General features: G+C 70.5%; 18 protein-coding genes and 1 pseudogene. 7 read left to right on the top strand and 12 right to left on the bottom strand.

Features of this window, described 5'->3' with window-relative positions; genetic code table 11:
• The first annotated feature begins 63 nt into the window (after positions 1-63).
• The 5 genes from AB0I98_RS00535 to AB0I98_RS00515 are packed head-to-tail and all read left to right on the top strand — an operon-like array spanning position 64 to position 4,872.
• The gene (locus AB0I98_RS00535) at positions 64-870 is read left to right on the top strand and encodes an ABC transporter ATP-binding protein (protein WP_362933043.1); all 807 of its coding nucleotides are present in this window, start codon (positions 64-66) and stop codon (positions 868-870) included.
• A gap of 1 nt (position 871) precedes the next feature.
• Positions 872-1,642, top strand: a complete 771-nt coding sequence (locus AB0I98_RS00530; RefSeq protein ID WP_362933040.1) for an ABC transporter ATP-binding protein — start codon at positions 872-874, stop codon at positions 1,640-1,642.
• A complete protein-coding gene (locus AB0I98_RS00525) occupies positions 1,639-2,529 on the top strand; it encodes a branched-chain amino acid ABC transporter permease (protein WP_362933037.1) in 891 nt (296 codons plus the stop codon). The genes AB0I98_RS00530 and AB0I98_RS00525 overlap by 4 nt, the downstream gene beginning before the upstream one ends.
• 25 nt (positions 2,530-2,554) lie before the next feature.
• On the top strand, positions 2,555-3,613 hold the full coding sequence (locus tag AB0I98_RS00520; protein ID WP_362933747.1) for a branched-chain amino acid ABC transporter permease: 1,059 nt from the start codon (positions 2,555-2,557) through the stop codon (positions 3,611-3,613).
• Positions 3,610-4,872, top strand: a complete 1,263-nt coding sequence (locus AB0I98_RS00515) for an ABC transporter substrate-binding protein (protein WP_362933034.1) — start codon at positions 3,610-3,612, stop codon at positions 4,870-4,872. Before AB0I98_RS00520 ends, AB0I98_RS00515 begins: the two co-directional genes overlap by 4 nt.
• A 47-nt stretch (positions 4,873-4,919) precedes the next feature.
• Here the strand turns inward: AB0I98_RS00515 and AB0I98_RS00510 are convergent, their stop codons facing one another.
• The 4 genes from AB0I98_RS00510 to AB0I98_RS00495 all read right to left on the bottom strand — a co-directional run bounded on the left by AB0I98_RS00510 (position 4,920) and on the right by AB0I98_RS00495 (position 10,714).
• A complete protein-coding gene (locus AB0I98_RS00510) occupies positions 4,920-6,011 on the bottom strand; it encodes a class I SAM-dependent methyltransferase (RefSeq protein ID WP_362933031.1) in 1,092 nt (363 codons plus the stop codon).
• A gap of 158 nt (positions 6,012-6,169) precedes the next feature.
• On the bottom strand, positions 6,170-9,112 hold the full coding sequence (locus AB0I98_RS00505; protein ID WP_362933028.1) for a BTAD domain-containing putative transcriptional regulator: 2,943 nt from the start codon (positions 9,110-9,112) through the stop codon (positions 6,170-6,172).
• A 101-nt stretch (positions 9,113-9,213) separates the two neighbouring features.
• Complete coding sequence (gene pssA / locus AB0I98_RS00500; protein WP_210572267.1) at positions 9,214-10,035, bottom strand: CDP-diacylglycerol--serine O-phosphatidyltransferase; 822 nt, start codon at positions 10,033-10,035, stop codon at positions 9,214-9,216.
• A 22-nt stretch (positions 10,036-10,057) separates the two neighbouring features.
• On the bottom strand, positions 10,058-10,714 hold the full coding sequence (locus AB0I98_RS00495) for a phosphatidylserine decarboxylase (RefSeq protein WP_362933025.1): 657 nt from the start codon (positions 10,712-10,714) through the stop codon (positions 10,058-10,060).
• Between the two features lie 2 nt (positions 10,715-10,716).
• Here AB0I98_RS00495 and AB0I98_RS00490 point away from each other — a divergent pair, with 2 nt between their 5' ends.
• On the top strand, positions 10,717-10,839 hold the full coding sequence (locus AB0I98_RS00490; RefSeq protein WP_301985536.1) for a hypothetical protein: 123 nt from the start codon (positions 10,717-10,719) through the stop codon (positions 10,837-10,839).
• Between the two features lie 46 nt (positions 10,840-10,885).
• On the opposite strand, the gene AB0I98_RS00485 is transcribed toward AB0I98_RS00490, so the two are convergent.
• From AB0I98_RS00485 to AB0I98_RS00455, 7 genes are all read right to left on the bottom strand, one after another.
• Positions 10,886-12,091, bottom strand: a complete 1,206-nt coding sequence (locus tag AB0I98_RS00485) for an acyl-CoA dehydrogenase family protein (protein WP_328353075.1) — start codon at positions 12,089-12,091, stop codon at positions 10,886-10,888.
• Positions 12,092-12,093: 2 nt separating this feature from the next.
• Positions 12,094-12,606 (bottom strand): MaoC family dehydratase, encoded by a 513-nt coding sequence (locus tag AB0I98_RS00480; RefSeq protein ID WP_210572074.1) that lies wholly within the window; start codon positions 12,604-12,606, stop codon positions 12,094-12,096.
• 5 nt (positions 12,607-12,611) lie between these two features.
• Positions 12,612-13,574: a CoA ester lyase gene (locus AB0I98_RS00475; protein WP_328353069.1), complete on the bottom strand. Its 963-nt coding sequence runs from the start codon at positions 13,572-13,574 to the stop codon at positions 12,612-12,614.
• Positions 13,571-15,598: a protein meaA gene (locus tag AB0I98_RS00470; RefSeq protein ID WP_362933022.1), complete on the bottom strand. Its 2,028-nt coding sequence runs from the start codon at positions 15,596-15,598 to the stop codon at positions 13,571-13,573. Before AB0I98_RS00470 ends, AB0I98_RS00475 begins: the two co-directional genes overlap by 4 nt.
• Before the next feature lie 9 nt (positions 15,599-15,607).
• Positions 15,608-16,945: a crotonyl-CoA carboxylase/reductase gene (ccrA, locus tag AB0I98_RS00465; RefSeq protein ID WP_362933744.1), complete on the bottom strand. Its 1,338-nt coding sequence runs from the start codon at positions 16,943-16,945 to the stop codon at positions 15,608-15,610.
• Between the two features lie 415 nt (positions 16,946-17,360).
• Positions 17,361-18,173 (bottom strand): TetR family transcriptional regulator, encoded by an 813-nt coding sequence (locus AB0I98_RS00460; RefSeq protein ID WP_362933019.1) that lies wholly within the window; start codon positions 18,171-18,173, stop codon positions 17,361-17,363.
• Positions 18,174-18,357: 184 nt separating this feature from the next.
• Complete coding sequence (locus tag AB0I98_RS00455) at positions 18,358-20,163, bottom strand: 3-hydroxyacyl-CoA dehydrogenase family protein (RefSeq protein WP_362933016.1); 1,806 nt, start codon at positions 20,161-20,163, stop codon at positions 18,358-18,360.
• 371 nt (positions 20,164-20,534) lie between these two features.
• Here AB0I98_RS00455 and AB0I98_RS00450 point away from each other — a divergent pair, with 371 nt between their 5' ends.
• Positions 20,535-21,110: an adenylosuccinate lyase gene (locus AB0I98_RS00450; RefSeq protein WP_362933013.1), complete on the top strand. Its 576-nt coding sequence runs from the start codon at positions 20,535-20,537 to the stop codon at positions 21,108-21,110.
• Positions 21,111-21,130: 20 nt separating this feature from the next.
• On the opposite strand, the pseudogene AB0I98_RS00445 reads toward AB0I98_RS00450, so the two are convergent.
• Positions 21,131-21,347: pseudogene (locus tag AB0I98_RS00445) on the bottom strand (hypothetical protein).
• Positions 21,348-21,350: the final 3 nt, after the last annotated feature.

Raw genomic sequence — 21,350 nt, 5'->3', positions numbered from 1 at the left:
GGACGGACACCCCACCCGGTGCTGGGGTGAGCGCCACACAGGGCGGAGGAAGGGGGCGGTGCCATGGGGGGCTCCGATCTGGTCGTACGGGACCTGTCGGTGGGATACGGCCCGGTGCGCGCACTGCGCCGGGTGTCGCTGGAGGTGCCGGAGGCGGCCGTGGTGACGGTCCTCGGCGGGAACGGTGCCGGGAAGTCGACGCTGTTGCGGGCGGTCAGCCGCACGCTCTCCTTCCACGGCGGGGCGACGACCGGCGGCACCGTGACGCTCGGCGGACGCCGTATCGACGGGCTCGCGCCCGACCGGGTGGTGGCCGCCGGGGTGTCCCAAGTGCCGGAGGGGCGGCGGGTGTTCGCCCGGATGACCGTCGCGGACAATCTGCGGGCCGGGGCGCTCGGCGCGGCCGGCGGTCGCACGGACCGGGCCGCCGCCCTGCGCCGTGTCCACGAGCTGTTCCCCGTCCTCGCCGAGCGGGCCCAGCAGCGGGCCGGGCTGCTGTCGGGCGGTGAGCAGCAGATGCTCGCCGTCGCCCGCGCCCTGATGGCCGTACCGAAGGTGCTGTTGCTCGACGAGCCGTCGCTGGGCCTGGCTCCGCTGATGGCCGCGCGGATCGCCGACACCGTGCGCGAGATCAACGAACAGGGCACCTCCGTCCTGCTGGTCGAGCAGAACGCGGCGCTCGCTCTGCGCCTCGCCACCCATGCCCACGTCCTGGAGGTCGGCGAGGTCACGCTCTCCGGTCCGACCGCCGAACTGGCCGCCTCCGACGAGGTGCGGCGCCGCTACCTGGGCGTGGTCGACGAGGACGCGGCCGCCGACGCGGCGGGCGCCGCGCGATCCCACCCGGCGCTGCCCAGATGGGAGGGCTGACATGGAGACCTTGTACGTCGACCACCTCACCGTCCGTTTCGCGGGCCTCCTCGCCCTGGACGACGTCACCTTCACCGTGCGCCCCGGCACCGTCCACGCCCTGATCGGACCCAACGGGGCAGGCAAGTCGACCTGCTTCAACGTCCTGTCCGGGGTCTACCGGGCCACCTCGGGCAGCGTCCGCTTCGGCGGACACGAGCTGACCGGCATGCCCGCGCACCGCATCGCCGTGCTCGGCGTCGCCCGCATCTTCCAGAACCTCGCCCTGCCGCCGCACGCGACCGTCGAGGACAGCCTGCTGCTGGGCCGGCACCGGTTGACGAGGACCGGCTTCGTCGCCGCGGGGCTGCGGCTGCCGTCGGCCGGGCGCGAGGAACGCCGGCACCGTGCACGCGTCCGGGAGATCGCCGCGTTCGTGGGCCTCGAGGACCACCTCGGCCGGCCGGCGGGCTCCCTGCCGTACGGGCAGCAGAAGCTCGCCGAGCTGGCCCGCGCGCTGTGCATGGAACCCCGGCTGCTGCTCCTCGACGAACCGGTGGCCGGCATGACGGCCGACGAGCGGCGCCGGGTCGCGGGCGTCATCGCCGGGGTCCGCGACAGCCTCGGGATCTCCATCGTCCTGGTCGAGCACGACATGGGAGTGGTGATGAGGCTCGCCGACACGGTGACCGTCCTCGACTTCGGGCGGCTGATCGCGGACGGCGCTCCGGCCGACGTACAGAACGACCCGGCCGTCGTCCGTGCCTACCTCGGCGAGGAGGCCGCGTCGTGAGCACCTTCGCCGAACTCCTGCTCAACGGCGTCTCGTTGGGCTCCGTCTACGCGCTGATCGCCCTCGGGTTCGTGGTGATCTTCCGGGCCACGGAGGTCGTCAACTTCGCCCACGCCTCACTGCTGCTGGCCGGCGGATACGTCACCGCGGTCCTGCACGACGACATCGGGTTCTGGCCCGCGCTGCTGGCCGGTATCGCGGGCGCCGCGCTGGTCGGTGCGGCCGTGGAGTTCCTGGTGATGCGCCGCTACCGGGGCAGCGACCAGAGCGTGCTGGCCATCGTGACCATCGGCGTCGACATCTTGCTCACCACCGAACTCACCCGGCGCATCGGCACGGACGTCCTGACGCTGGGCGACCCTTGGGGCGACGCCGTCCTCACCCTCGGCCCGATCTCCCTGGCCCACACCCGGATCGCCGCCTTCGTCGCCGCTGCCCTGCTCATCACCGCGTTCCTGCTCGCCTTCCGCTACACGACCTGGGGCGTTGCGATGCGCGCGGCGGCCGAGAGCCCGGAGACCGCCGCCCTCATGGGAGTCAGGCTCGGCCGGGTGTCCCTCGGCGCCTGGGCCGTCGCGGGCGGACTCGCCGCCGTGGCCGCCCTCTTCCTCACCGTCTTCCCGACCCCCGGCCTGGAACGGGCCACCTCCCTCGCCGCCCTCAAGGCCTTCCCCGCGGCGATCCTCGGCGGCCTCGACTCGACGACGGGCGCCCTGGTCGGCGGACTGATCATCGGCGTGACCGAATCCCTCGCCACCGGCTACCAGAGCGACCTGACCTTCCTGGGCCGAGGCCTCGGCGACCTGGCGCCCTACCTCGTCATGCTCGCGATCCTGCTCATCCGGCCCGCCGGGCTGTTCGGCACGAAGGAGCTCGCCCGTGTCTGAGGCTCTCGCGGGCAGCACCCGGCCGATGTGGTTCACCCGCACCCGTACCTACGTCTGGGGCGGCGGCACCGTCCTGCTGCTCGCCCTGCCCTTCTACCTGGACCGCTTCTGGCTCCAGGCCGGCCTGTTCGCCATGGCCGCCGCGATCGGCGCCATCGGCATCAACCTGCTCACCGGCGCCACCGGCCAGCTCTCCATGGGCCACGCCTTCTTCCTGGCCGTCGGCGCCTACGGCTACTGCGTGTTCGCCGGCGACGGACGCGACGGCCTCACCGGACTCTCCCTGCCGACCTGGCTCGCCGCCGTGCTCGCCACCCTCGTCGCCGGAGCCGCCGGAGGCCTCTTCAGCCCCATCGCGGGCCGGCTGCGCGGCGCCTACCTCGGCATCGCGACCCTCGCGCTGATCTTCATCGGCCAGCATGTGCTGTTCAACGCCCGCGACCTCACCGGCGGCTTCAACGGCCGCGACGTACCCGCCCTCAACCTCTTCGGCCTCACCTTCGACGACCGCGAACTCCTCGTCGCCAACGTGCCGTTCGGCTCCGCCGAGAAGCTCTGGTACGCCGGACTCGTCGTCCTGCTCGGCTGCGCGCTGTTCGCCCGCGGAGTGCTGCGCGGCAGGCCGGGCCGGGCCATGAACGCGATCCGTGACCACCGCATCGCGGCCGGGGTGATCGGCGTGCCCGTCGCCCGCTACCGGGCCGCCGTCTTCGTCCTGTCCTCGATGTACGCGGGCCTCGCCGGAGTGCTGCTCGCGCTGGTCTTCCAGCGGACCGTGCCCGACTACTTCGGGATCACGCTCTCGCTGGAGTACCTCGCCATGATCGTCATCGGCGGGCTCGGCTCGGTCCGGGGAGCGGTGCTCGGGGCGGCGTTCGTCTCGCTGCTGCCCCAGCTGCTGACCCGCTACAGCGACGCGCTCCCGCTGGTCTCCGACCCGGGCACGGGCGGGATCGCACCGGGCGAGGCGTCCCGGTACCTGTACGGCGCCGCCGTCGTGGCGGTGGTGCTCTTTCTGCCGGGCGGCCTGGTCAGGCTCGCCGCCCGGAATCGCGTCCCACGCAATCCAGGGGAGGAACGATGACCACGACGTATGCGGCCAGGGTCGCCGCGGGCGCGCTCGCCGCGCTGCTCGTGCTGGCCGGCTGCAGCTCCAAGGCCAAGGACGACGGCGACGGCGAGGGCGCCGCGGGCGGTGTGAAGACCGGCGAGGGGATCTCCGGCAAGACGATCACGCTCGGTGTGCTCACGGACATGACCGGCGTCTACGCGACCCTCGGCAAGAGCGTCACCCAGGCGCAGCAGCTCTATGTGAAGCAGCTGAACGCCAAGGGCGGCGTCTGCGGCTACAAAGTGTCCCTCTCCGTCCGCGACCACGGCTACGACCCGCAGAAGGCCGTGTCCGGGTACACGGAGCTGGCGCCGAACGTCCTGGGCTTCACCCAGTTCATCGGCTCGCCGTTCGTCGCCGCGGTCAAGCAGCGCGTGGACGGCCAGGACAAGGGCCTGGTGCTGCCGCAGGCATGGGCGCACTCGCTGCTCGGCAGCCCGTACATCCGCGTCATCGGATCGACGTACGACATCGAGACGATCAACGCCGTCGACTTCCTGATGAAGGAGAAGGGGATCAAGAAGGGCGACAAGATCGGGCACGTCTACTTCGAGGGCGACTACGGCGAGAGCGCCCTGGTCGGTTCGAAGCACATGGCGCAGGAATCCGGCCTGACGGTCGTCGAGCAGAAGATCAAGCCGACGGACAACGACATGACCGCCCAGGTGGCCGCCCTGAAGAAGGCGGGCGTCAAGGCGGTCGTGATCAGCGCCGGGCCGCGCCAGGCGGCCTCCCTCGTCGGCGTCGCGGCGGCGAGCGGCTTCGGCGTCCCGGTCGTCGGCAACAACTCCGCCTTCGCCCCGCAGCTGCTCGCCACCCAGGCGGGCCCCGCCCTGTCGAAGAACTACTGGGTGGCCGCCCCGGCACTGCCCATCGGCGCCGACACCCCGGAGGCCAAGCAGCTCGTCGCGGACTACCGGGCGGCCCATCCGAAGGACGCGCTGGACAACGGCGTGGTGGCCGGCTGGACGGCCGTCTCCGTCTTCGGCGAGGCCCTGAAGAAGGCCTGCGCGAGCAAGGACCTCACCCGCGCGGGCGTCGACAAGGCGCTGCTGACGATCGACGCCTTCGACGCCGGCTTCGGCATCCTCCAGGACTTCACCGACCCGAAGGCCCCCTCGTCCCGGCAGAGTGTGATCCTGCAGCCGGACAAGAGCGTGACGGGCGGCATGAAGGTCGTACGGGAGGCGGAGGCGTCGTCGGTCGCGGAGGCGTACACGCCGGGTGCCTGAGGTGTCTCTGTGGGTGGACGGGTCCGGCCCGTCCACCCACGGCCGGTTCACTTGACGGCGGCGAGCACCAGATTGAACCCGGTGTCGGCGACCAGCGCCGCCTCGCGGAAGCCCGCTTCGGCGAGCAGCGCGACGCGCTTGGCGGGACCGCCCTGGGTGCCGAGACCGTAGCGGCCGGGCTGGGCGAGCGAGCCGGGCGTGCACAGGGCGGTGGAGGCGGCGAAGTCGATACGGGCCAGCGGATTGCCGATGCTGTCCTCGATCCGGTCCGTCGACCACGGCTCGACGGCGATCACGATCCCGCCCTCCGCGAGCACCTCATGGGCCCGCCGCAGGGCCGCGGGCGGGTCACCGAGGTCGTGCAGCGCGTCGAAGAACACCACCACGTCGTACGGGCCGGGGCCGATCCCCGCCGCGTCGGCCACGCGGAACGAGACGTTGCCGGGACTGCCGGCCTCGATGGCCTTCGCGCGGGCCTGGGCGATCGACGGCTCGTGTGCGTCGAAGCCGGTCACCGTGGACGCGGGCCAGGTTTCGCCGACGAGCAGGGCCGCCACCCCGTGTCCGCAGCCCACGTCGGCCACCCGCGCTCCCCGCGCCAGCCGCTCGACGAGGCCCGGCACCGCGGGGAACCAGGCCGCGGCGATCTGGTGGACGTACGCGGTGCGGAAATACCGCTCCACACCGCTGAACACGCACGGGTGCTGCGCGCTGTAGTCGAGGGCGCCGTCCGTGCGGAAGGCGTGTTCGAGGTCGCCCAGCGCCAGGTACTGGCCCGCGATGACGTCGGCGGCGCCGATGACGTACGCGGGGGAGTCCACGTCCGCCAGCACGGCCGCGTGGGCGGCGGGCAGCTCGTACGTATCGGCCCGCACGTCGTGGACCACGTACTCGGAGACGGTCTGGGCGGCGAGCCACTCGGTGACCAGCCTCGGATGCAGACCGGTCGTCTTCGCGAGGTCGGCCGCGGACAGCGGTCCGGCGCCGGTCATCGCCCGGTAGATGCCGAGCCGGTCGCCGAGGATCGTCATCGCGGTGCCGGCCGCGCCGGCGAAGTCGGTGATGAGCCGGCCGAGGAAGGCCTCGACCTGGGCTTCGGTGTCCTGCTCGGCCACGGTTGCTTGGTTTGTCGTTGTCATGGGTCCACCGTGGCGGGGGCCGCTTGCTGAGTGCTTGCCGACGGCTTGCCGCGCGCTCCGCTGGATAGGCGGGACGTTCACCGCGGGCCGGTGGGGGCTGGTCGCGCCCCGCGGCGGAGCCGCATATCGATACAGCCCCGCGCCCCTTACGGGGCGCTCTATGGCACCGGACTTTGCCAGTCCCGCAGCGCTCGTACGGCTCGTTCCGCGGCGCCGGTTCGGCCGTCCGTGCGGCCCTGCGCGCGGTGGATCTCCAGCTCCTCCGGGCCGAGCCGGTCCGCGATCTGGGTCCACAGTGCCGCGTGCCGGTCCCGGTCGGTGCCCAGCACCGCGGGTGCGAGCAAGTCGTTGTCGGCGGCGGTGAGCAGGGCGGCCGCGGTGGCGTGCTCGCCGAGCGCGACCAGCAGCTCGGCGGCGAGCCGCAGCACCATCCACAACTGGGGCCACATCCCGACATGGCGCAGGCTCCTGACGAGGTCACGGCAGGCGGGGACGGCCGCGGTGTGCCGACCCAGCCGGATGAGGACGGCCGCGCGCCCGATCTCGGCCAGTTCCCGGACGTAGGTGTTGCCCTGCACCACGCTCTGCCGGTACGCCTGCTCGAAGCAGGCCAGCGCACGGGCCGGGTCGCGTTCGGCAGCCAGCTCGCCGCGTGTGTACGTCACGAATCCGTCGACCCTGCTCACCTCGGTGAGGAGCACCTCCTGCCGCGCCAGCCACTGCTCGGCGGACTCGTGATCCCCGGAGAACTCCCTGACCAGCGCCGCGCAGCAGACGGCGGAACCCTTTCCCCAGCCCGGCGCGGCCGGGTCCCGCAGCAGGGCCGCGGCGTCCGCCTCGACTCCGGCGACATCACCCCGGAACAGCCGGTTGGTCAGGCGGTAGAAGCACCCGATCCACCGGTACGGATGACCGCTCGGCAGCGCCTCGACGGCAGCGCCGAGCAGCCGGTCGGCGGTGCGCCCGTCGCCCGTCATCCAAGCGGTGACACCCACGGTGAGAGCCAGTACGGCCTGGGTGTCGTCGCCGGAAGGGGTACCGGGCTCGGCGGGATTCAGACCGCGCAACAGTCCGAGCAAGGGAAGGTCGGGGTCGTCGGCGAGCGCCAAGACGGTCATGATCCCCAGCCGGGCCGTCTCCCGCCCGCGGCCCGAGTCGATCAGCCAGGACAGCGCCTGATGCGTGTTGGCGGCCTCGCGGCGGAACAGCACCGCGGCAGCGGGGGAGCGCTCACGCCGCAACCGGTGCACCTGTTCCGCGTGCGCGCGCATCCATCGCGCGTGCGCGTCGGCGGCCCCGTCGGACGCCAGATGCCGCGCACAGACGTGGCGTACGGTCTCCAGCAGCCAGTAGCGGGGCGGCTCCGCCGTGAGGTCGCAGCCGACCAGGGAGGCGTCCACCAGCTCGGCGAGCAGCGCCGCCGGGTTGGCCGCTCCGGCCGGCGCCAGCTGGTCGACGGCCTCGGCGGGGAAACCGCCGCGGCACACGGAGAGCCGGTCGAGCAGGTCCCGGGCGTCCGGGTCGAGCAGCAGACGGGACCACTCGACGGTCGCGGTGACCGCTGTCGAGCGGTCGCCGCCGCGCGCCGGTTCCAGTACGTCGATCCCCGCGGACAGCCGTTCCCGGAGCTGGCGCAGCCCGAACACCGCCTCCCGGTGGGCCGCCAGTTCCACGGCAAGGGGCAGGCCGTCGAGCATCCGGCAGATCTCCGCGACCAGTTCGGTCTTGGGGCCCGCTGTCTTGAGGTCCTCATGGAAACCGTCACGCAGCAGCGCCGCCCGGTCGCAGAACAGCTCCACCTGGTCGGCCTCCGGCGGTGGCCCCAGCCGGATCAGCCGCTCGCCCGGCACACCCAGCCGCTGCCGGGACGTCGCCAGCACCCGCAGCGCCGGGCAGCGCGCGAGCAGCTCCGCGACGAGTTCACGCACGGCCGTCAGCAGGTGCTCGCAGTTGTCCAGCACCAGCAGGGCCGGGGAGTGGCCCAGCCGGTCGGCGACGGCGGTCACCGCGCCCTCGGGGGCGGCGCGCAGCCGCAGCACGGCGGCCACCGCGGCGGCGGTCTCCGCGGGCACGGACGTCTCGGCGAGCCCGACCAGGTGGACGGGCGCCTCCCACGCGTGCCGGGCCAGCAGCTCCAGCACCAGGCGGGTCTTGCCGACGCCGCCCGGGCCCACCACGGTGACCACGCGGTGCGCGCCGATGGCGGCCCGCACCTCCGCCAGCTCGGGCCGGCGTCCCACGAACCGGTCGGCGGGCAGCCGCAGGCCGGATACCGGAGCCGGGTCCTGGGGCCCACGCCGCGGTGGGCGCAGCCCGGGATCGTCGGTGAGGAGCCGTTGCCGTAGCTCGGCCAGGGCGGGGCCGGGGTCGAGGCCGACCTCCTCGGCCAGCCGGCCACGGTAGGCCTCCACGGCGGCGAGCGCCTCCGCGGTCCGGCCCGTCTGGTGGCGGGCCCGGATGCACAGCAGCTGGACGCGTTCCCGCAGCGGTTCCGCGGCCGCGGCCTCCTCCAGCTCGGGCAGCACGTCGTCAGCCTCGCCGGCCGCGAGCCGAAGCTCGAACCACTCCTCCCGCAGCTGCTGGCGCCATTCGCTCAGCCTGGTGCGCTCGGGCGCGAAGGCCGCCCGGTCGGCGAGGTCCGCGAGCGGATCGCCGCGCCAGACACCGAGTGCCGCGCCGAGCAGCCGGGCCCCGCGCTCCGGTTCGGTCACGGCGGCCGTACGGGCCTCGGCGGCCAGTCGCTCGACCCGGCCGATGTCGACCTGGTCCGCCGTCACGTGCAGCCGGTAACCCGCGGGCTCCCGCCCGATCCGGTCGCCGCCCAGCGCCCGCCGCAGCCGGGAGACGTAACTGTGCAGATTTCCGACGGCGCCACGCGGGGGCTCCTCTTCCCAGAGGGCGTCGATCAGCTCGGTGACCGGCACGACCTGCCGGGGCCGGAGCGCGAGACGGGCGAGCACCACTCGCTGCGGCAGGCTCGACAGAGGCAGCCTCCGGCCCTCGACGTACAGTTCGATCGGCCCCAGCAGCCCGACCTCGACAGGGCCCGGCCATCGGTCGTCGTCCACCCCCGGCACCCGCCCCTCCAGCAGCCCGCCCACGGCCTTCATTCTGGCCGAGTCCGGTCGACGGGCGGCGGTGAACGAACGAGAGGGCCCCGAACCGACTGGTTCGGGGCCCTCTCGAATGTGTCGTACGACCGCTACGGCAGCTGCGCCGCCCGTGCCTCGCGTCGGTTGTCGCGGAAGTTGTTCACCCGGCGGGCCGTGGCGAACAGGGGGATCACCGCGCCCATGACGAGCTGCAGGGCGCAGCCCGTCTGGAGGAGGAGCTGTCCGCCGGGAGCGCCGAACGCCCAGGCCGCGAGGAGGCCCATCCCCAGGACGATCCAGGTGAGCATCGCGACCGCGAGACGGCCCCGCGGCTTCGGGTACTCGACTCGGCTCACCATCAGCCAGGCCGTACCGAGGATCGCCAGGAGCGTCGCCACGAAGGGCAGCTCCAGGAGCACGATCGAGACCACCGTCAGCGCCCCGAAGGGACTCGGCATGCCCTGGAACATGCCGTTCGGCGGTGTCACGCACGAGAAGCGGGCAAGCCGCAGCACCACCGCCAGAAGCACCACGACCGCTCCGACCGCGGCCACCTTCTGGTACGCGTCGTCCGCGACCATGCCGTAGACCAGGACGAAGTACGCCGGGGCCAGACCGAAGCTGACCAGGTCCGAGAGGTTGTCCAGCTCGGCGCCCATGGGGGAGGAGCGCAGCTTGCGCGCCACCAGGCCGTCGAACAGGTCGAAGACCGCCGCGCACAGCATCAGGATGACCGCCGTGGCCGCGCTGTTGCGGGCCATGCCGGTTTCCTGGCTGTCGGTGAGGTGCGGGATCAGGATGCCGGTGGTGGTGAAGTACACCGCCATGAAGCCGCACGTGGCGTTGCCGAGGGTGAGGGTGTCCGCTATCGAGAGGCGGAGAGAAAGAGGCATCTCCTCCTCTTCGTCCACCACCTCGTCGGCCTCCGGCACCCAGCCCGCCTGTGTCTCAGGATCAATCACGGTCAATGCGAGTCACCCCAGCCACGGTCTTCTGCCCGACCTCGACCGCGACCTCGACGCCCTCGGGCAGGTAGATGTCGACGCGCGAGCCGAAGCGGATCAGACCGATCCGGTCACCCTGCTCGACCTTCGTGCCCTGGGGCACGTACGGCACGATGCGACGGGCGACCGCGCCGGCGATCTGGATCATCTCGATGTCGCCGAGTTCGGTGTCGAAATGCCAGACTACGCGCTCGTTGTTCTCGCTCTCCTTGTTGAACGCCGGAACGAACCCGCCGGGGATGTGCTCGACCGACGCCACGGTACCGGCGAGCGGAGCACGGTTGACGTGGACGTTGAGCGGGCTCATGAAGATCGCGACGCGGGTGCGCCCGTCCTTCCACGGCATGATGCTCTGCACCACACCGTCGGCAGGCGAGATGACCCGGCCCGGGGCGATCTCGCGCTCGGGGTCGCGGAAGAACCACAGCATGCCCGCCGCGAGCGCGGTGGCGGGTACGGCCACGGCTCTGGCGGCGCCGGAGCGGCGCGCGCGGACCAGGCTGAGGGCTGCGGTGGCGACGGTCGGGAGAAGCCACGGCGATGCTCCGCGCGCGAGGCGTACGCCTGCCAGGCTGTCGCGTGGTGCAGAGGTTTGGCTGTGGGGCATGGATGACCTTCGTAGCGGATGATGCCGCGCTGCGTGAGGGGGACGGCGGCTTTCACGCGATCGTACCGGTCGCGGGCTACAACTGGGCAAGCCAGGAAGCCGAGTCGGCGGCCGAAGAGTGTTGACGGGGTGTGATCTTCTTCGCGAAGAAAACACCCCTAACCCGGATATCTAGCCCTGGAGTCGATACTCTTCGAGCAGCCTGCGACCGATGATCATTTTCTGGATCTCGGCGGTACCTTCACCGATCAGCAGCATCGGAGCCTCTCGGTAGAGGCGCTCGATCTCGTACTCCTTGGAGAAGCCGTAGCCGCCGTGGATCCGGAAAGAGTCCTCGACGACCTCCTTGCAGTACTCGGAGGCGAGGTACTTCGCCATCCCAGCCTCAAGGTCGTTTCGTTCTCCGGAGTCCTTTTTGCGTGCCGCGTTCACCATCATCGCATGGGCGGCTTCGACCTTGGTAGCCATCTCGGCCAGCTTGAACTGGATCGCCTGGTGCTGGGCGATCGGTTTGCCGAAAGTGTGACGCTGCTGGGCGTACTGGACGCCGAGCTCGAAAGCACGCTGAGCGACCCCGCAGCCACGCGCGGCCACGTTGACACGGCCGACTTCCACGCCGTCCATCATCTGGTAAAAACCCCGGCCGGTCTGGCCGCCGAGCACCCGGTCGGCCGGAATCCGCAGGCCATCCATGATGAGCTCGGTGGTGTCGACGCCCTTGTACCCCATCTTGTCGATCTTCCCCGGGATGGTGAGGCCCGGACGGACCTCTCCGAAGCCGGGCTCCTTCTCGACGAGGAAGGTCGTCATCGACTTGTGGGGGGCGGTGCCCTCGGGGTGTCCTTCGTCACTCTTCACAAGGACGGCGACCAGAGTCGACGTACCGCCGTTCGTCAGCCACATCTTCTGGCCGTTCAGGACGTACTCGTCGCCGTCCTTGACCGCCTTCGACGTGATGGCCGACACATCGGAACCCAGAGCCGGCTCCGACATCGAGAAGGCGCCCCGGATGTCACCGGCCGCCATCTTCGGCAGGAAGTAGTCCCGCTGCTCCTCGGTGCCGTGCTGCTTGAGCATGTACGCCACGATGAAGTGCGTGTTGATGATGCCGGACACCGACATCCAGCCGCGGGCGATCTCCTCGACACACAGGGCGTATGTCAGAAGGGACTCGCCCAGGCCGCCGTACTCCTCCGGGATCATCAGGCCGAACAGGCCCAACTCCTTGAGGCCGTCGACGATCTGCTGCGGGTACTCGTCGCGGTGCTCCAGCTCGGTCGCGACCGGGATGATCTCCTTGTCCACGAAGTCGCGGACGGTGGAGAGGATCTCCTGCTGGATGTCCGTCAGACCGGCGGTCTGGGCGAGTCGCGCCATGACTACTTCTCCTGCTCCTTGAGCTGGGGGCGGCCCGGCTGCTCGCCGCCGCGCTCCTTGATGTACGTCTCGGTCGGCACCATGACCTTGCGGCGGAACACGCAGACCAGCGTGCCGTCCTGCTTGTAGCCCTTGGTCTCGACGTGGACGATGCCGCGGTCGTTCTTCGACTTGGACGGCCACTTGTCGAGCACGGTCGTCTGGCCGTAGATCGTGTCGCCGTGGAAGGTCGGCGCCACGTGCTTGAGCGACTCGATCTCCAGGTTGGCGATCGCCTTGCCGGAGATGTCCGGCACGGACATGCCGAGCAGGAGGGAGTAGATGTAGTTCCCGACCACCACGTTCTTGCCGAAGTCCGTCGTGTTCTCGGCGTAGTTGGCGTCCATGTGGAGCGGGTGGTGGTTCATGGTGAGGAGACAGAACAGGTGGTCGTCGTACTCCGTGACCGTCTTGCCCGGCCAGTGCTTGTACGTCGCCCCGACCTCGAACTCCTCATACGTGCGTCCGAACTGCATCGGGCTCAGGCCTCCGGGATCTCGAACTTGCTGGTGCGCTGCATGCCGGCGGCGCGGCCCTTGCCGGAGATGACCAGCGCCATCTTGCGGCTGGCCTCGTCGATCATCTCGTCGCCGAGCATCGCGGAGCCCTTCTTGCCGCCCGCCTCGGACGTGTAGTAGTCGTACGCGTCCAGGATCAGCTCGGCGTGGTCGTAGTCCTCCTGCGAGGGCGAGAAGATCTCGTTGGACGCCTCGACCTGGCCCGGGTGCAGCACCCACTTGCCGTCGAAGCCGAGGGCCGCGGCGCGCTGAGCGACCGCGCGGTAGCCGTCGATGTTGCGGATCTGGAGGTAGGGGCCGTCGATCGCCTGGAGGTTGTTGGCGCGGGCGGCCATCAGGATCTTCATCAGGATGTAGTGGTAGGCGTCCGCCGGGTAGCCGGGCGGCTGCTCGCCCACGACCAGCGACTTCATGTTGATCGACGCCATGAAGTCGGCCGGGCCGAAGATGATCGTCTCGACGCGCGGGGAGGCCTGCGCGATCTCGTTGACGTTGTTCAGACCCTGCGCGTTCTCGATCTGCGCCTCGATGCCGATCTTCCCGACCTCGAAGCCCATCGTCTTCTCGATCTGCGTCAGCAGCAGGTCCAGGGCGACGATCTGCTGGGCGTCCTGGACCTTGGGCAGCATGATGCAGTCCAGATTCGGGCCCGCGCCCTCGACCACCGTCACGACATCGCGGTACGTCCACTCGGTCGTCCAGTCGTTGACGCGCACGACCCTCGTCTTGCCCGTCCAGTCGCCCTCGTTGAGGAACTTGACGATGGTGTGCCGCGCCTCGGGCTTGGCCAGCGGCGCGCACGCGTCCTCGAGGTCGAGGAAGACCTGGTCGGCGGGGAGGCCCTGCGCCTTCTCCAGGAAACGCGGGTTCGAGCCCGGTACGGCCAGGCAGGAGCGCCGCGGGCGAAGGCGGTTGACGGTCGTCATGCGGGGACCTCCAGGGGGTCGAGCTTGTTCGCTTTCCGGATCTCGTCGACGATGCGGCCGATGATTCCGGTGATGTCGAAGTCCTTCGGGGTGAAGACGGCGGCCACACCCGCGGCCCTCAGCTGCTCGGCGTCGCCATTGGGGATGATCCCACCGGCGATGACAGGTATCTCTGTGGCACCGGCCACATGGAGGCGTTCCAGCACATCCGGCACCAGCTGAGCGTGCGACCCGGAGAGGATCGACAGGCCCACCGCATGCACGTCCTCGGCGATGGCGGCGTCCACGATCTGCTCGGGCGTGAGCCGGATGCCCTGGTAGACCACCTCGAAGCCGGCGTCACGCGCGCGTACAGCGATCTGCTCGGCCCCGTTGGAGTGCCCGTCCAGGCCCGGCTTGCCGACCAGGAAGCGGAGCTTGCCGACGCCGAGGTCATGGGCGGTCTCGTCCACCCGGCGGCGGACGAGCGCCATCGCGGTGCCCTCCTCGGCGGTCACCGCGACCGGCGCGGAGGACACGCCCGTCGGCGCCCGGAACTCGCCGAACACCTCGCGCAGCGCCCCGGCCCACTCGCCGGTCGTGACCCCGGCGCGGGCGCACTCCAAGGTGGCCTCCATGAGGTTCGCGGTGCCCTTCGCGGCCTCCTTCAGCTTCTCCAGCGCCTTGCAGGGGCGCGGGTGGTTGAAGGGCGGCTGGTAGCGGGTCTCACGCCAGCGCTCCAGGGCGTTCACGACGCGCGCCTCGACCGCGGGGTCGACCGTCTGGATCGCGGCGTCCAGGTCGGCCGTGAGCGGGTTCGGCTCGGTCGACTCGTAGATGTTGACGCCGACGATCTTCTCGTGGCCGGACTCGATCCGCGCGCGGCGCTCGGCGTGGGACGCCACGAGCTGCGACTTGAGATAGCCCGACTCGACGGCGGCCATCGCGCCGCCCATCTCCTGGATCCGCTCGATCTCCGCGAGGGACTCCTCGACGAGCTGCGCGACCTTCGCCTCGATGACATGCGAGCCCTCGAAGATGTCCTCGTACTCCAGCAGGTCGCTCTCATGGGCGAGCACCTGCTGGATGCGCAGCGACCACTGCTGGTCCCAGGGGCGGGGGAGCCCCAACGCCTCGTTCCAGGCGGGGAGTTGGACGGCACGCGCGCGTGCGTCCTTCGAGAGGGTCACGGCCAGCATCTCCAGCACGATCCGCTGGACGTTGTTCTCCGGCTGCGCCTCGGTCAGTCCGAGGGAGTTGACCTGGACGCCGTACCGGAAACGGCGCTGCTTGGGGTTCTCGATGCCGTACCGCTCGCGCGTGATCTCGTCCCAGATCCGGCCGAACGCCCGCATCTTGCACATCTCCTCGATGAAGCGGACGCCCGCGTTCACGAAGAAGGAGATACGGGCGACGACATCGCCCATGCGTTCCTGCGGCACCTGGCCGCTGTCGCGCACGGCGTCGAGCACGGCGATGGCGGTGGACATCGCGTACGCGATCTCCTGCACCGGCGTGGCGCCCGCCTCCTGCAGGTGGTAGCTGCAGATGTTGATCGGGTTCCACTTGGGCATGTGGGAGACCGTGTACGCGATCATGTCCGTCGTCAGGCGGAGCGACGGCCCCGGCGGGAACACATGTGTCCCCCGGGACAGATACTCCTTGACGATGTCGTTCTGGGTCGTCCCCTGGAGCTGGGTGATGTCGGCACCATGCTCCTCCGCGACGACCTGATAGAGCGCCAGCAGCCACATGGCGGTGGCGTTGATCGTCATCGAGGTGTTCATCTGCTCCAGGGGGATGTCCTGGAACAGCCGGCGCATGTCACCGACGTGCGACACCGGGACCCCGACCCGGCCGACCTCGCCGCGGGCGAGGATGTGGTCCGGGTCGTAGCCGGTCTGCGTCGGCAGGTCGAACGCCACCGACAGACCTGTCTGGCCCTTGGCGAGGTTGCGCCGGTACAACTCGTTGGACGCCTCGGCCGTGGAGTGACCGGCGTAGGTCCGCATCAGCCACGGCCGGTCTTTCTGACGCTCAGTCATCCTGTGACCTCAGATGTTCCGGAAGCGGTTGATGGCGTCGACGTGCTTCGCGCGCTTCTCCGCGTCGCGCACGCCGAGACCCTCCTCGGGTGCCATGCACAGCACGCCGACCTTGCCCTGGTGGAGGTTGCGGTGCACGTCGTAGGCGGCCTGCCCGGTGTCCTCCAGGGAGTAGACCTTCGACAGCGTCGGGTGGATCTTGCCCTTCGCTATCAGCCGGTTGGCCTCCCAGGCCTCCCGGTAGTTGGCGAAGTGCGAGCCGATGATCCGCTTCAGCGACATCCACAGGTAGCGGTTGTCGTACTCGTGGTTGTAGCCCGAGGTCGAGGCACAGGTGACGATGGTGCCGCCCTTGCGCGTGACGTACACGGAGGCGCCGAAGGTCTCCCGGCCCGGGTGCTCGAAGACGATGTCGACGTCCTCGCCGCCGGTGAGTTCACGGATGCGCTTGCCGAAGCGCTTCCATTCCTTCGGGTCCTGGTTGTGCTCGTCCTTCCAGAACTTGTAGTCCTCGGCGGTGCGGTCGATGATCGCCTCGGCGCCCATGGCCCGGCAGATGTCGGCCTTCTGCTCGCTGGAGACGACACAGATCGGGTTGGCACCGCCCGCGAGCGCGAACTGCGTAGCGTACGAGCCGAGTCCGCCGCTCGCGCCCCAGATCAGGACGTTGTCGCCCTGCTTCATCCCGGCGCCGTTGCGGGAGACGAGCTGCCGGTAGGCGGTCGAATTCACCAGACCCGGAGCGGCGGCCTCCTCCCAGCTGAGGTGATCCGGCTTCGGCATCAGCTGGTTGGACTTCACCAGCGCGATCTCTGCCAGCCCGCCGAAGTTGGTCTCGAAGCCCCAGATGCGCTGCTCGGGGTCGAGCATCGTGTCGTTGTGCCCGTCGGAGGACTCCAGCTCGACGGACAGGCAGTGCGCGACGACCTCGTCACCGGGCTGCCAGGCGTTGACGCCCGGGCCGGTGCGCAGGACGACGCCCGCGAGGTCGGAGCCGATGATGTGGTACGGCAGGTCGTGGCGCTTGGTGAGCTCGCTGAGCCTGCCGTAGCGCTCCAGGAACCCGAAGGTCGACAGGGGCTCGAAGATCGAGGTCCACACCGAGTTGTAGTTGACCGAGGAGGCCATCACGGCCACCAGGGCCTCGCCCGGGCCGAGTTCCGGCACCGGGACGTCGTCCAGGTGGATCGACTTGCGGGGGTCCTTGTCGCGGGTGGTGAGCCCGGCGAACATCTCCGTCTCGTCCTTGTGCACGGTGATCGCGCGGTACGACTCGGGGAGCGGCAGAGCGGCGAAGTCGGCCGGAGTCGAGTCCGGCGACTGGATCGCTTCCAGGATGTCCTTCACGGTCACGGTTTGCCTCCGGCGATACGCGTCCTGAGGGAGGGACGCTGAGGGTTACGTCGGTGCTGCTGAGGGTTTTGTGGGTTGCCGTCGGTTCGGCGGTGGTGCTTCGGCAGCGCTTTGTGGCGCGGGAGGTTGCCTGTGACGCAGGCGTCCGGGCGCGCAGGCCGGAGGGGCTTGCGGGAACAGCCGACGTACGAATGGTCTCTGCACGCCGGCCGCCCGGACAACTTCAACGTATGACACCGCGTGTCACCTCGCAAGGCACTGAGTGCCAGAAGTTGCTCTCAGGTGAAATCTTTACGTAACAAATGAGCGATGATCGATCGAATGCCTTGTGAAATCTGCTCGAAAAGGGGCCCTGACATGCCAAAACGGCCACCTCGTGGGGTGGCCGTCGTCACGGTCGCGAAGGGGCTCAGCGCTCCTTGAGGGCCTGCTCGATGGTGCGCATGACCTCGTCCAGCGGCGCGTCCGTGCGGGCGACCGTCACCAGCACCTCGCCCTGCGTGGACACCGTCGCGGCGGCAGGCTTCGGGGTCGTGGTGCGCCCGACCCCGATGCCCGTGCCGAACGTCCTCCGTACGATCGCGAAGGCGTGGTCCAGCTGTGCCTCGACGTCGCCCTGGCCCCCGGCCCGCAGCCAGCGCCGCAGCACATGGTTGTGGGCGGTGACGACGGCGGACGCGGCGACCTCCGCCAGCAGGGGATCGTCGTTGGCGTCGTCGTCATGCGCGTGCTCGTCGAAGTGGCCCAGGAGATAGCGGGTGAACAGGCGCTCGTAGCGGGCCACCGAGGCGATCTCCGCCTCACGCAGGGTGGGCACCTCGCGCGTGAGCTTGTAGCGGGCGACCGAGATCTCCGGCCGGGCCGCGTACATCCGCATGACTTCCTTGATGCCGCGGCACACCGTGTCGAGCGGGTGCTCGTGTGCCGGCGCGGCGTTGAGGACCGCCTCGGCGCGGATCAGCGTGTCGTCGTGGTCCGGGAAGATCGCCTCTTCCTTGGAGCGGAAGTGCCGGAAGAACGTACGGCGGGCGACCCCGGCCCGGGCCGCGATCTCGTCGACGGTGGTCGCCTCGTACCCCTTGGTCGCGAACAGTTCCATCGCCGCGGCCGCCAGTTCCCGGCGCATCTTGAGCCGCTGGGCCGCGGCACGGCTGCCCGCGGCACTCTCCGGCGCGTCGGGCGGCGTGGCTGGTGTACGTGAGGACTTGGCGGGCTGGGGCATGACCCGAACGTACTGCATGTGCGCAGCTTGATGCGCATGTCCCCGGCTTCTCCCGCCCGCCCTGTCCCGGTTGCTCCCGCCCGCCCCGCCCTGGGTTCCCCCGCCCGGGGCGAGCGGGGGAACCGCGGTCGGATCGAGCAGGCCGCCCCAGTCCTCGGCGTCCCTGAACCAGTCGCCGGGACGATCAACGCCGGGCATATTCGCGGAAGCCGCGGCCCGTCTTGCGGCCGAGGCAGCCCGCGGCCACCAGGTGCTCCAGGAGCGGCGCCGGAGCGAGGCCCGGGTCGCGGAACTCGCGGTGCAGGACCTTCTCGATGGCTAGCGAGACATCGAGGCCGACGACGTCCAGCAGCTCGAAGGGGCCCATCGGGTAGCCGCCGCCCAGCTTCATCGCCGCGTCGATGTCGTCGAGCGACGCATAGTGTTCCTGCACCATCTTGATCGCGTTGTTGAGGTACGGGAAAAGCAAGGCGTTGACGATGAAGCCGGCCCGGTCGCCGCAGTCCACCGCATGCTTCTTGATCTTGACGCAGACCTCGTGAACCGTCGAGTGGACGTCCTCGGCCGTGAGCACCGTACGGACCACCTCGACCAGCTTCATCGCCGGTGCCGGGTTGAAGAAGTGCATGCCGATCACGTCCTGCGGGCGCGAGGTCGCGCGGGCGCAGGCCACGACCGGCAGCGAGGAGGTCGTCGTCGCGAGGACCGCGCCCGGCTTGCAGACCTTGTCCAGCGTCGCGAACAACTGCTGCTTGATCTCCAGGTCCTCGGCGACCGCCTCCACGGCCAGGTCGACATCGGCGAAGGAGTCGTACGAGCCGGCCGGGGTGATGCGGTCCAGGGTCTGCGCGGCGGCCTCCGCGGTCATCCGGCCCTTGTCGACAGAGCGCGAAAGCGACTTGCCGATACGGGCCTTGGCGGCCTGCGCCTTCTCCTCGCTGCGGGCGGCGAGGACGACCTCGTACCCGGCCTTGGCGAAGACCTCGGCGATACCGGACGCCATGGTGCCGGAGCCCGCGACACCGACGGATCGGACCGGGCGGCCGGGGGTGTCCAGGCCGCCGGCCAGCGGGGTGAGCGCGTCGCGCACGACGGTCGCGCTGCCCGGGGCCTCGTAGGTGTAGAAGCCGCGGCCCGACTTGCGGCCGGTCAGGCCCGCCTCGCTGAGCTGCTTGAGGATCGGGGCGGGGGCGTGCAGGCGGTCGTGGGAGGCGGCGTACATCGCCTCCAGGACCGTACGGGCCGTGTCGACGCCGATCAGGTCCAGCAGCGCGAGCGGGCCCATCGGCAGTCCGCAGCCGAGCTTCATCGCGGCGTCGATGTCCTCGCGGGAGGCGTACTTGGCCTCGTACATCGCGGCGGCCTGGTTGAGGTAGCCGAACAGCAGCCCGTCCGCGACGAATCCGGGACGGTCGCCGACCGCGACGGGCTCCTTGCCGAGGTCCAGGGCGAGGTTGGTGACCGCGTCGACGGCGGTGGGCGCGGTCAGTACGGACGAGACGACCTCGACCAGGCGCATCGCCGGGGCCGGGTTGAAGAAGTGCAGGCCCAGCACACGCTCCGGGTGGGCCGAGTCGGCGGCCAGCCGGGTGACGGAGAGGGCGTTGGTGCCGGTCGCCAGGATCGTCTCGGGCCGGACGATCCCGTCGAGCTCACGGAAGATCTGCTGCTTGATCTCGTACGACTCCGGAACCACCTCGATGACCAGCTCCGCGTCGGCCGCGGACCGCAGGTCGGTGGAGGTGCGGACGCGGGCCAGGACATCGGCGCGGTCCTGCTCGGTCAGCCGGCCACGCTCCACCGCGCGGGCGGTCGAGGACTCCAGGGCGGCGACGGACCGTGCGGCCGCGGCCTCGCTGATGTCGATGCCGACGACCTCGCGGCCGGCCTTGGCGAGGACCTCGGCGATGCCGGTGCCCATCGTGCCGAGGCCGACGACGGCAATGGTCTTGAGCGGGGACAGAGGGGTGTCGGACAGGGGAGTGGCCATCGCGGGACTCCAGGTGAGGGTGACGACTGGGAGCGCGACCGGGTGCGCCAAGAGGCGCACGCCGGTTGCCGGTTGAGGAGTGCGGGTGTTGCCGGGCTGCGAGCGCACACGCCCGGTGCCGTCACCGCGGGCGTGCACACGCCCGGGGAGCGGCGGATCGACCGGCCCTGTCCCGGAGCCGGGTCCTGCTGAGGTACGCGATGTACCGAACCGACCAGCACTCACGACGGCTGCGTCACCAGGCCGTCATAAGCAAATCCGCGAGTGGGTAACTCGCTCGTCTGAGCTTAACCCGCGGGTAACGAGCGCGCCAGCCCCCGAGTTTGTGATGTAGGTCCCGACGCGACGGCGGCGCGTCTACGCTCGGCCTCATGGACGAAGAGTTGCGATCAGTCACGGAGCGCTTACGGCAGGAGTCGGCGGCGTCGGCGGCGTACGAGCACCTCGTGGCGACCGGCGATCACGACGAACTGGCCGGTGTGCTCACCGCGCCCGGACAGCCGCTGTGGGCCAGGGAGTTGGCGGCCTTCCGGCTGGGGCTGGCCGGTGACCGCCGTGCCTTCGAGGCCCTCGTCCTCTTCCTCAACCACCGCGATCCGCAGCGCTGCGCCTCCGCCGCCCGCGCCCTGGCCCGCCTCGGCGACCCCCGCACCGCCCGGGCGGCAGCCGCCCTCGCCACCAACGAACTCCGCGTCGCCTACGCCCTCCACCCGGTACGCCTCCTCACCGACCTCGCCGCCCCCGAATCCGTACCCGCCCTCATCACCACCCTGGAACGCCGCCTGCGCCCCCACGACCCCTACCGCAAAGTCGCCCTCGCCTGCGTGGAGGGCCTAGGCGCCCTCGGCGACCCCCGCGCGAGACCCGTCCTCAAAGAAGCCCTGGCCCATCCCGCCCTCGCGGAGGCGGCGGTACGGGCGCTGGCGAGGATTCCCGAGGAGGGATGAGCTGCGGCCCGCAAGCTCCTTTATGTGGCCACCACCGCGAACGCCTCTATCTCCAGCAGGAATTCGGGTCGGACCAGCGAGGCGACCTGCACGGCGGAGGTCAGGCAGTGGTGGAGGTTCTTGAAGACCTGGTGGGCCTGGGCGGCCGGGTCCCCGTCGCCGACGAGCTTGCCGTTTTCGTCACTGGGCGGCGGGGGCGACTCCGTCGGGGGCGGGGATCCTGGTCAGTTCGGTCATGGG

Source organism: Streptomyces sp. NPDC050211 (assembly GCF_040656035.1).
Lineage (GTDB): Bacteria > Actinomycetota > Actinomycetes > Streptomycetales > Streptomycetaceae > Streptomyces.
The sequence above is the reverse complement of the archived record's forward strand: the minus strand, read 5'-3'. Positions and strand labels throughout refer to the sequence as shown.

What these genes read in the sequence shown, in the direction of transcription:
- AB0I98_RS00485 (WP_328353075.1), bottom strand. Translation starts at nt 12,091, where the DNA reads ATGGCGCGACTCGCCCAGACCGCCGGTCTGACGGACATCCAGCAGGAG.
- AB0I98_RS00475 (WP_328353069.1), bottom strand. Translation starts at nt 13,574, where the DNA reads ATGACGACCGTCAACCGCCTTCGCCCGCGGCGCTCCTGCCTGGCCGTA.
- AB0I98_RS00470 (WP_362933022.1), bottom strand. Translation starts at nt 15,598, where the DNA reads ATGACTGAGCGTCAGAAAGACCGGCCGTGGCTGATGCGGACCTACGCC.
- AB0I98_RS00535 (WP_362933043.1), top strand. Translation starts at nt 64, where the DNA reads ATGGGGGGCTCCGATCTGGTCGTACGGGACCTGTCGGTGGGATACGGC.
- AB0I98_RS00460 (WP_362933019.1), bottom strand. Translation starts at nt 18,173, where the DNA reads ATGCCCCAGCCCGCCAAGTCCTCACGTACACCAGCCACGCCGCCCGAC.
- AB0I98_RS00520 (WP_362933747.1), top strand. Translation starts at nt 2,555, where the DNA reads ATGTGGTTCACCCGCACCCGTACCTACGTCTGGGGCGGCGGCACCGTC.
- AB0I98_RS00480 (WP_210572074.1), bottom strand. Translation starts at nt 12,606, where the DNA reads ATGCAGTTCGGACGCACGTATGAGGAGTTCGAGGTCGGGGCGACGTAC.
- AB0I98_RS00530 (WP_362933040.1), top strand. Translation starts at nt 872, where the DNA reads ATGGAGACCTTGTACGTCGACCACCTCACCGTCCGTTTCGCGGGCCTC.
- AB0I98_RS00450 (WP_362933013.1), top strand. Translation starts at nt 20,535, where the DNA reads ATGGACGAAGAGTTGCGATCAGTCACGGAGCGCTTACGGCAGGAGTCG.
- AB0I98_RS00510 (WP_362933031.1), bottom strand. Translation starts at nt 6,011, where the DNA reads ATGACAACGACAAACCAAGCAACCGTGGCCGAGCAGGACACCGAAGCC.
- AB0I98_RS00515 (WP_362933034.1), top strand. Translation starts at nt 3,610, where the DNA reads ATGACCACGACGTATGCGGCCAGGGTCGCCGCGGGCGCGCTCGCCGCG.
- AB0I98_RS00490 (WP_301985536.1), top strand. Translation starts at nt 10,717, where the DNA reads ATGACCTTCGTAGCGGATGATGCCGCGCTGCGTGAGGGGGACGGCGGC.
- AB0I98_RS00495 (WP_362933025.1), bottom strand. Translation starts at nt 10,714, where the DNA reads ATGCCCCACAGCCAAACCTCTGCACCACGCGACAGCCTGGCAGGCGTA.
- AB0I98_RS00455 (WP_362933016.1), bottom strand. Translation starts at nt 20,163, where the DNA reads ATGGCCACTCCCCTGTCCGACACCCCTCTGTCCCCGCTCAAGACCATT.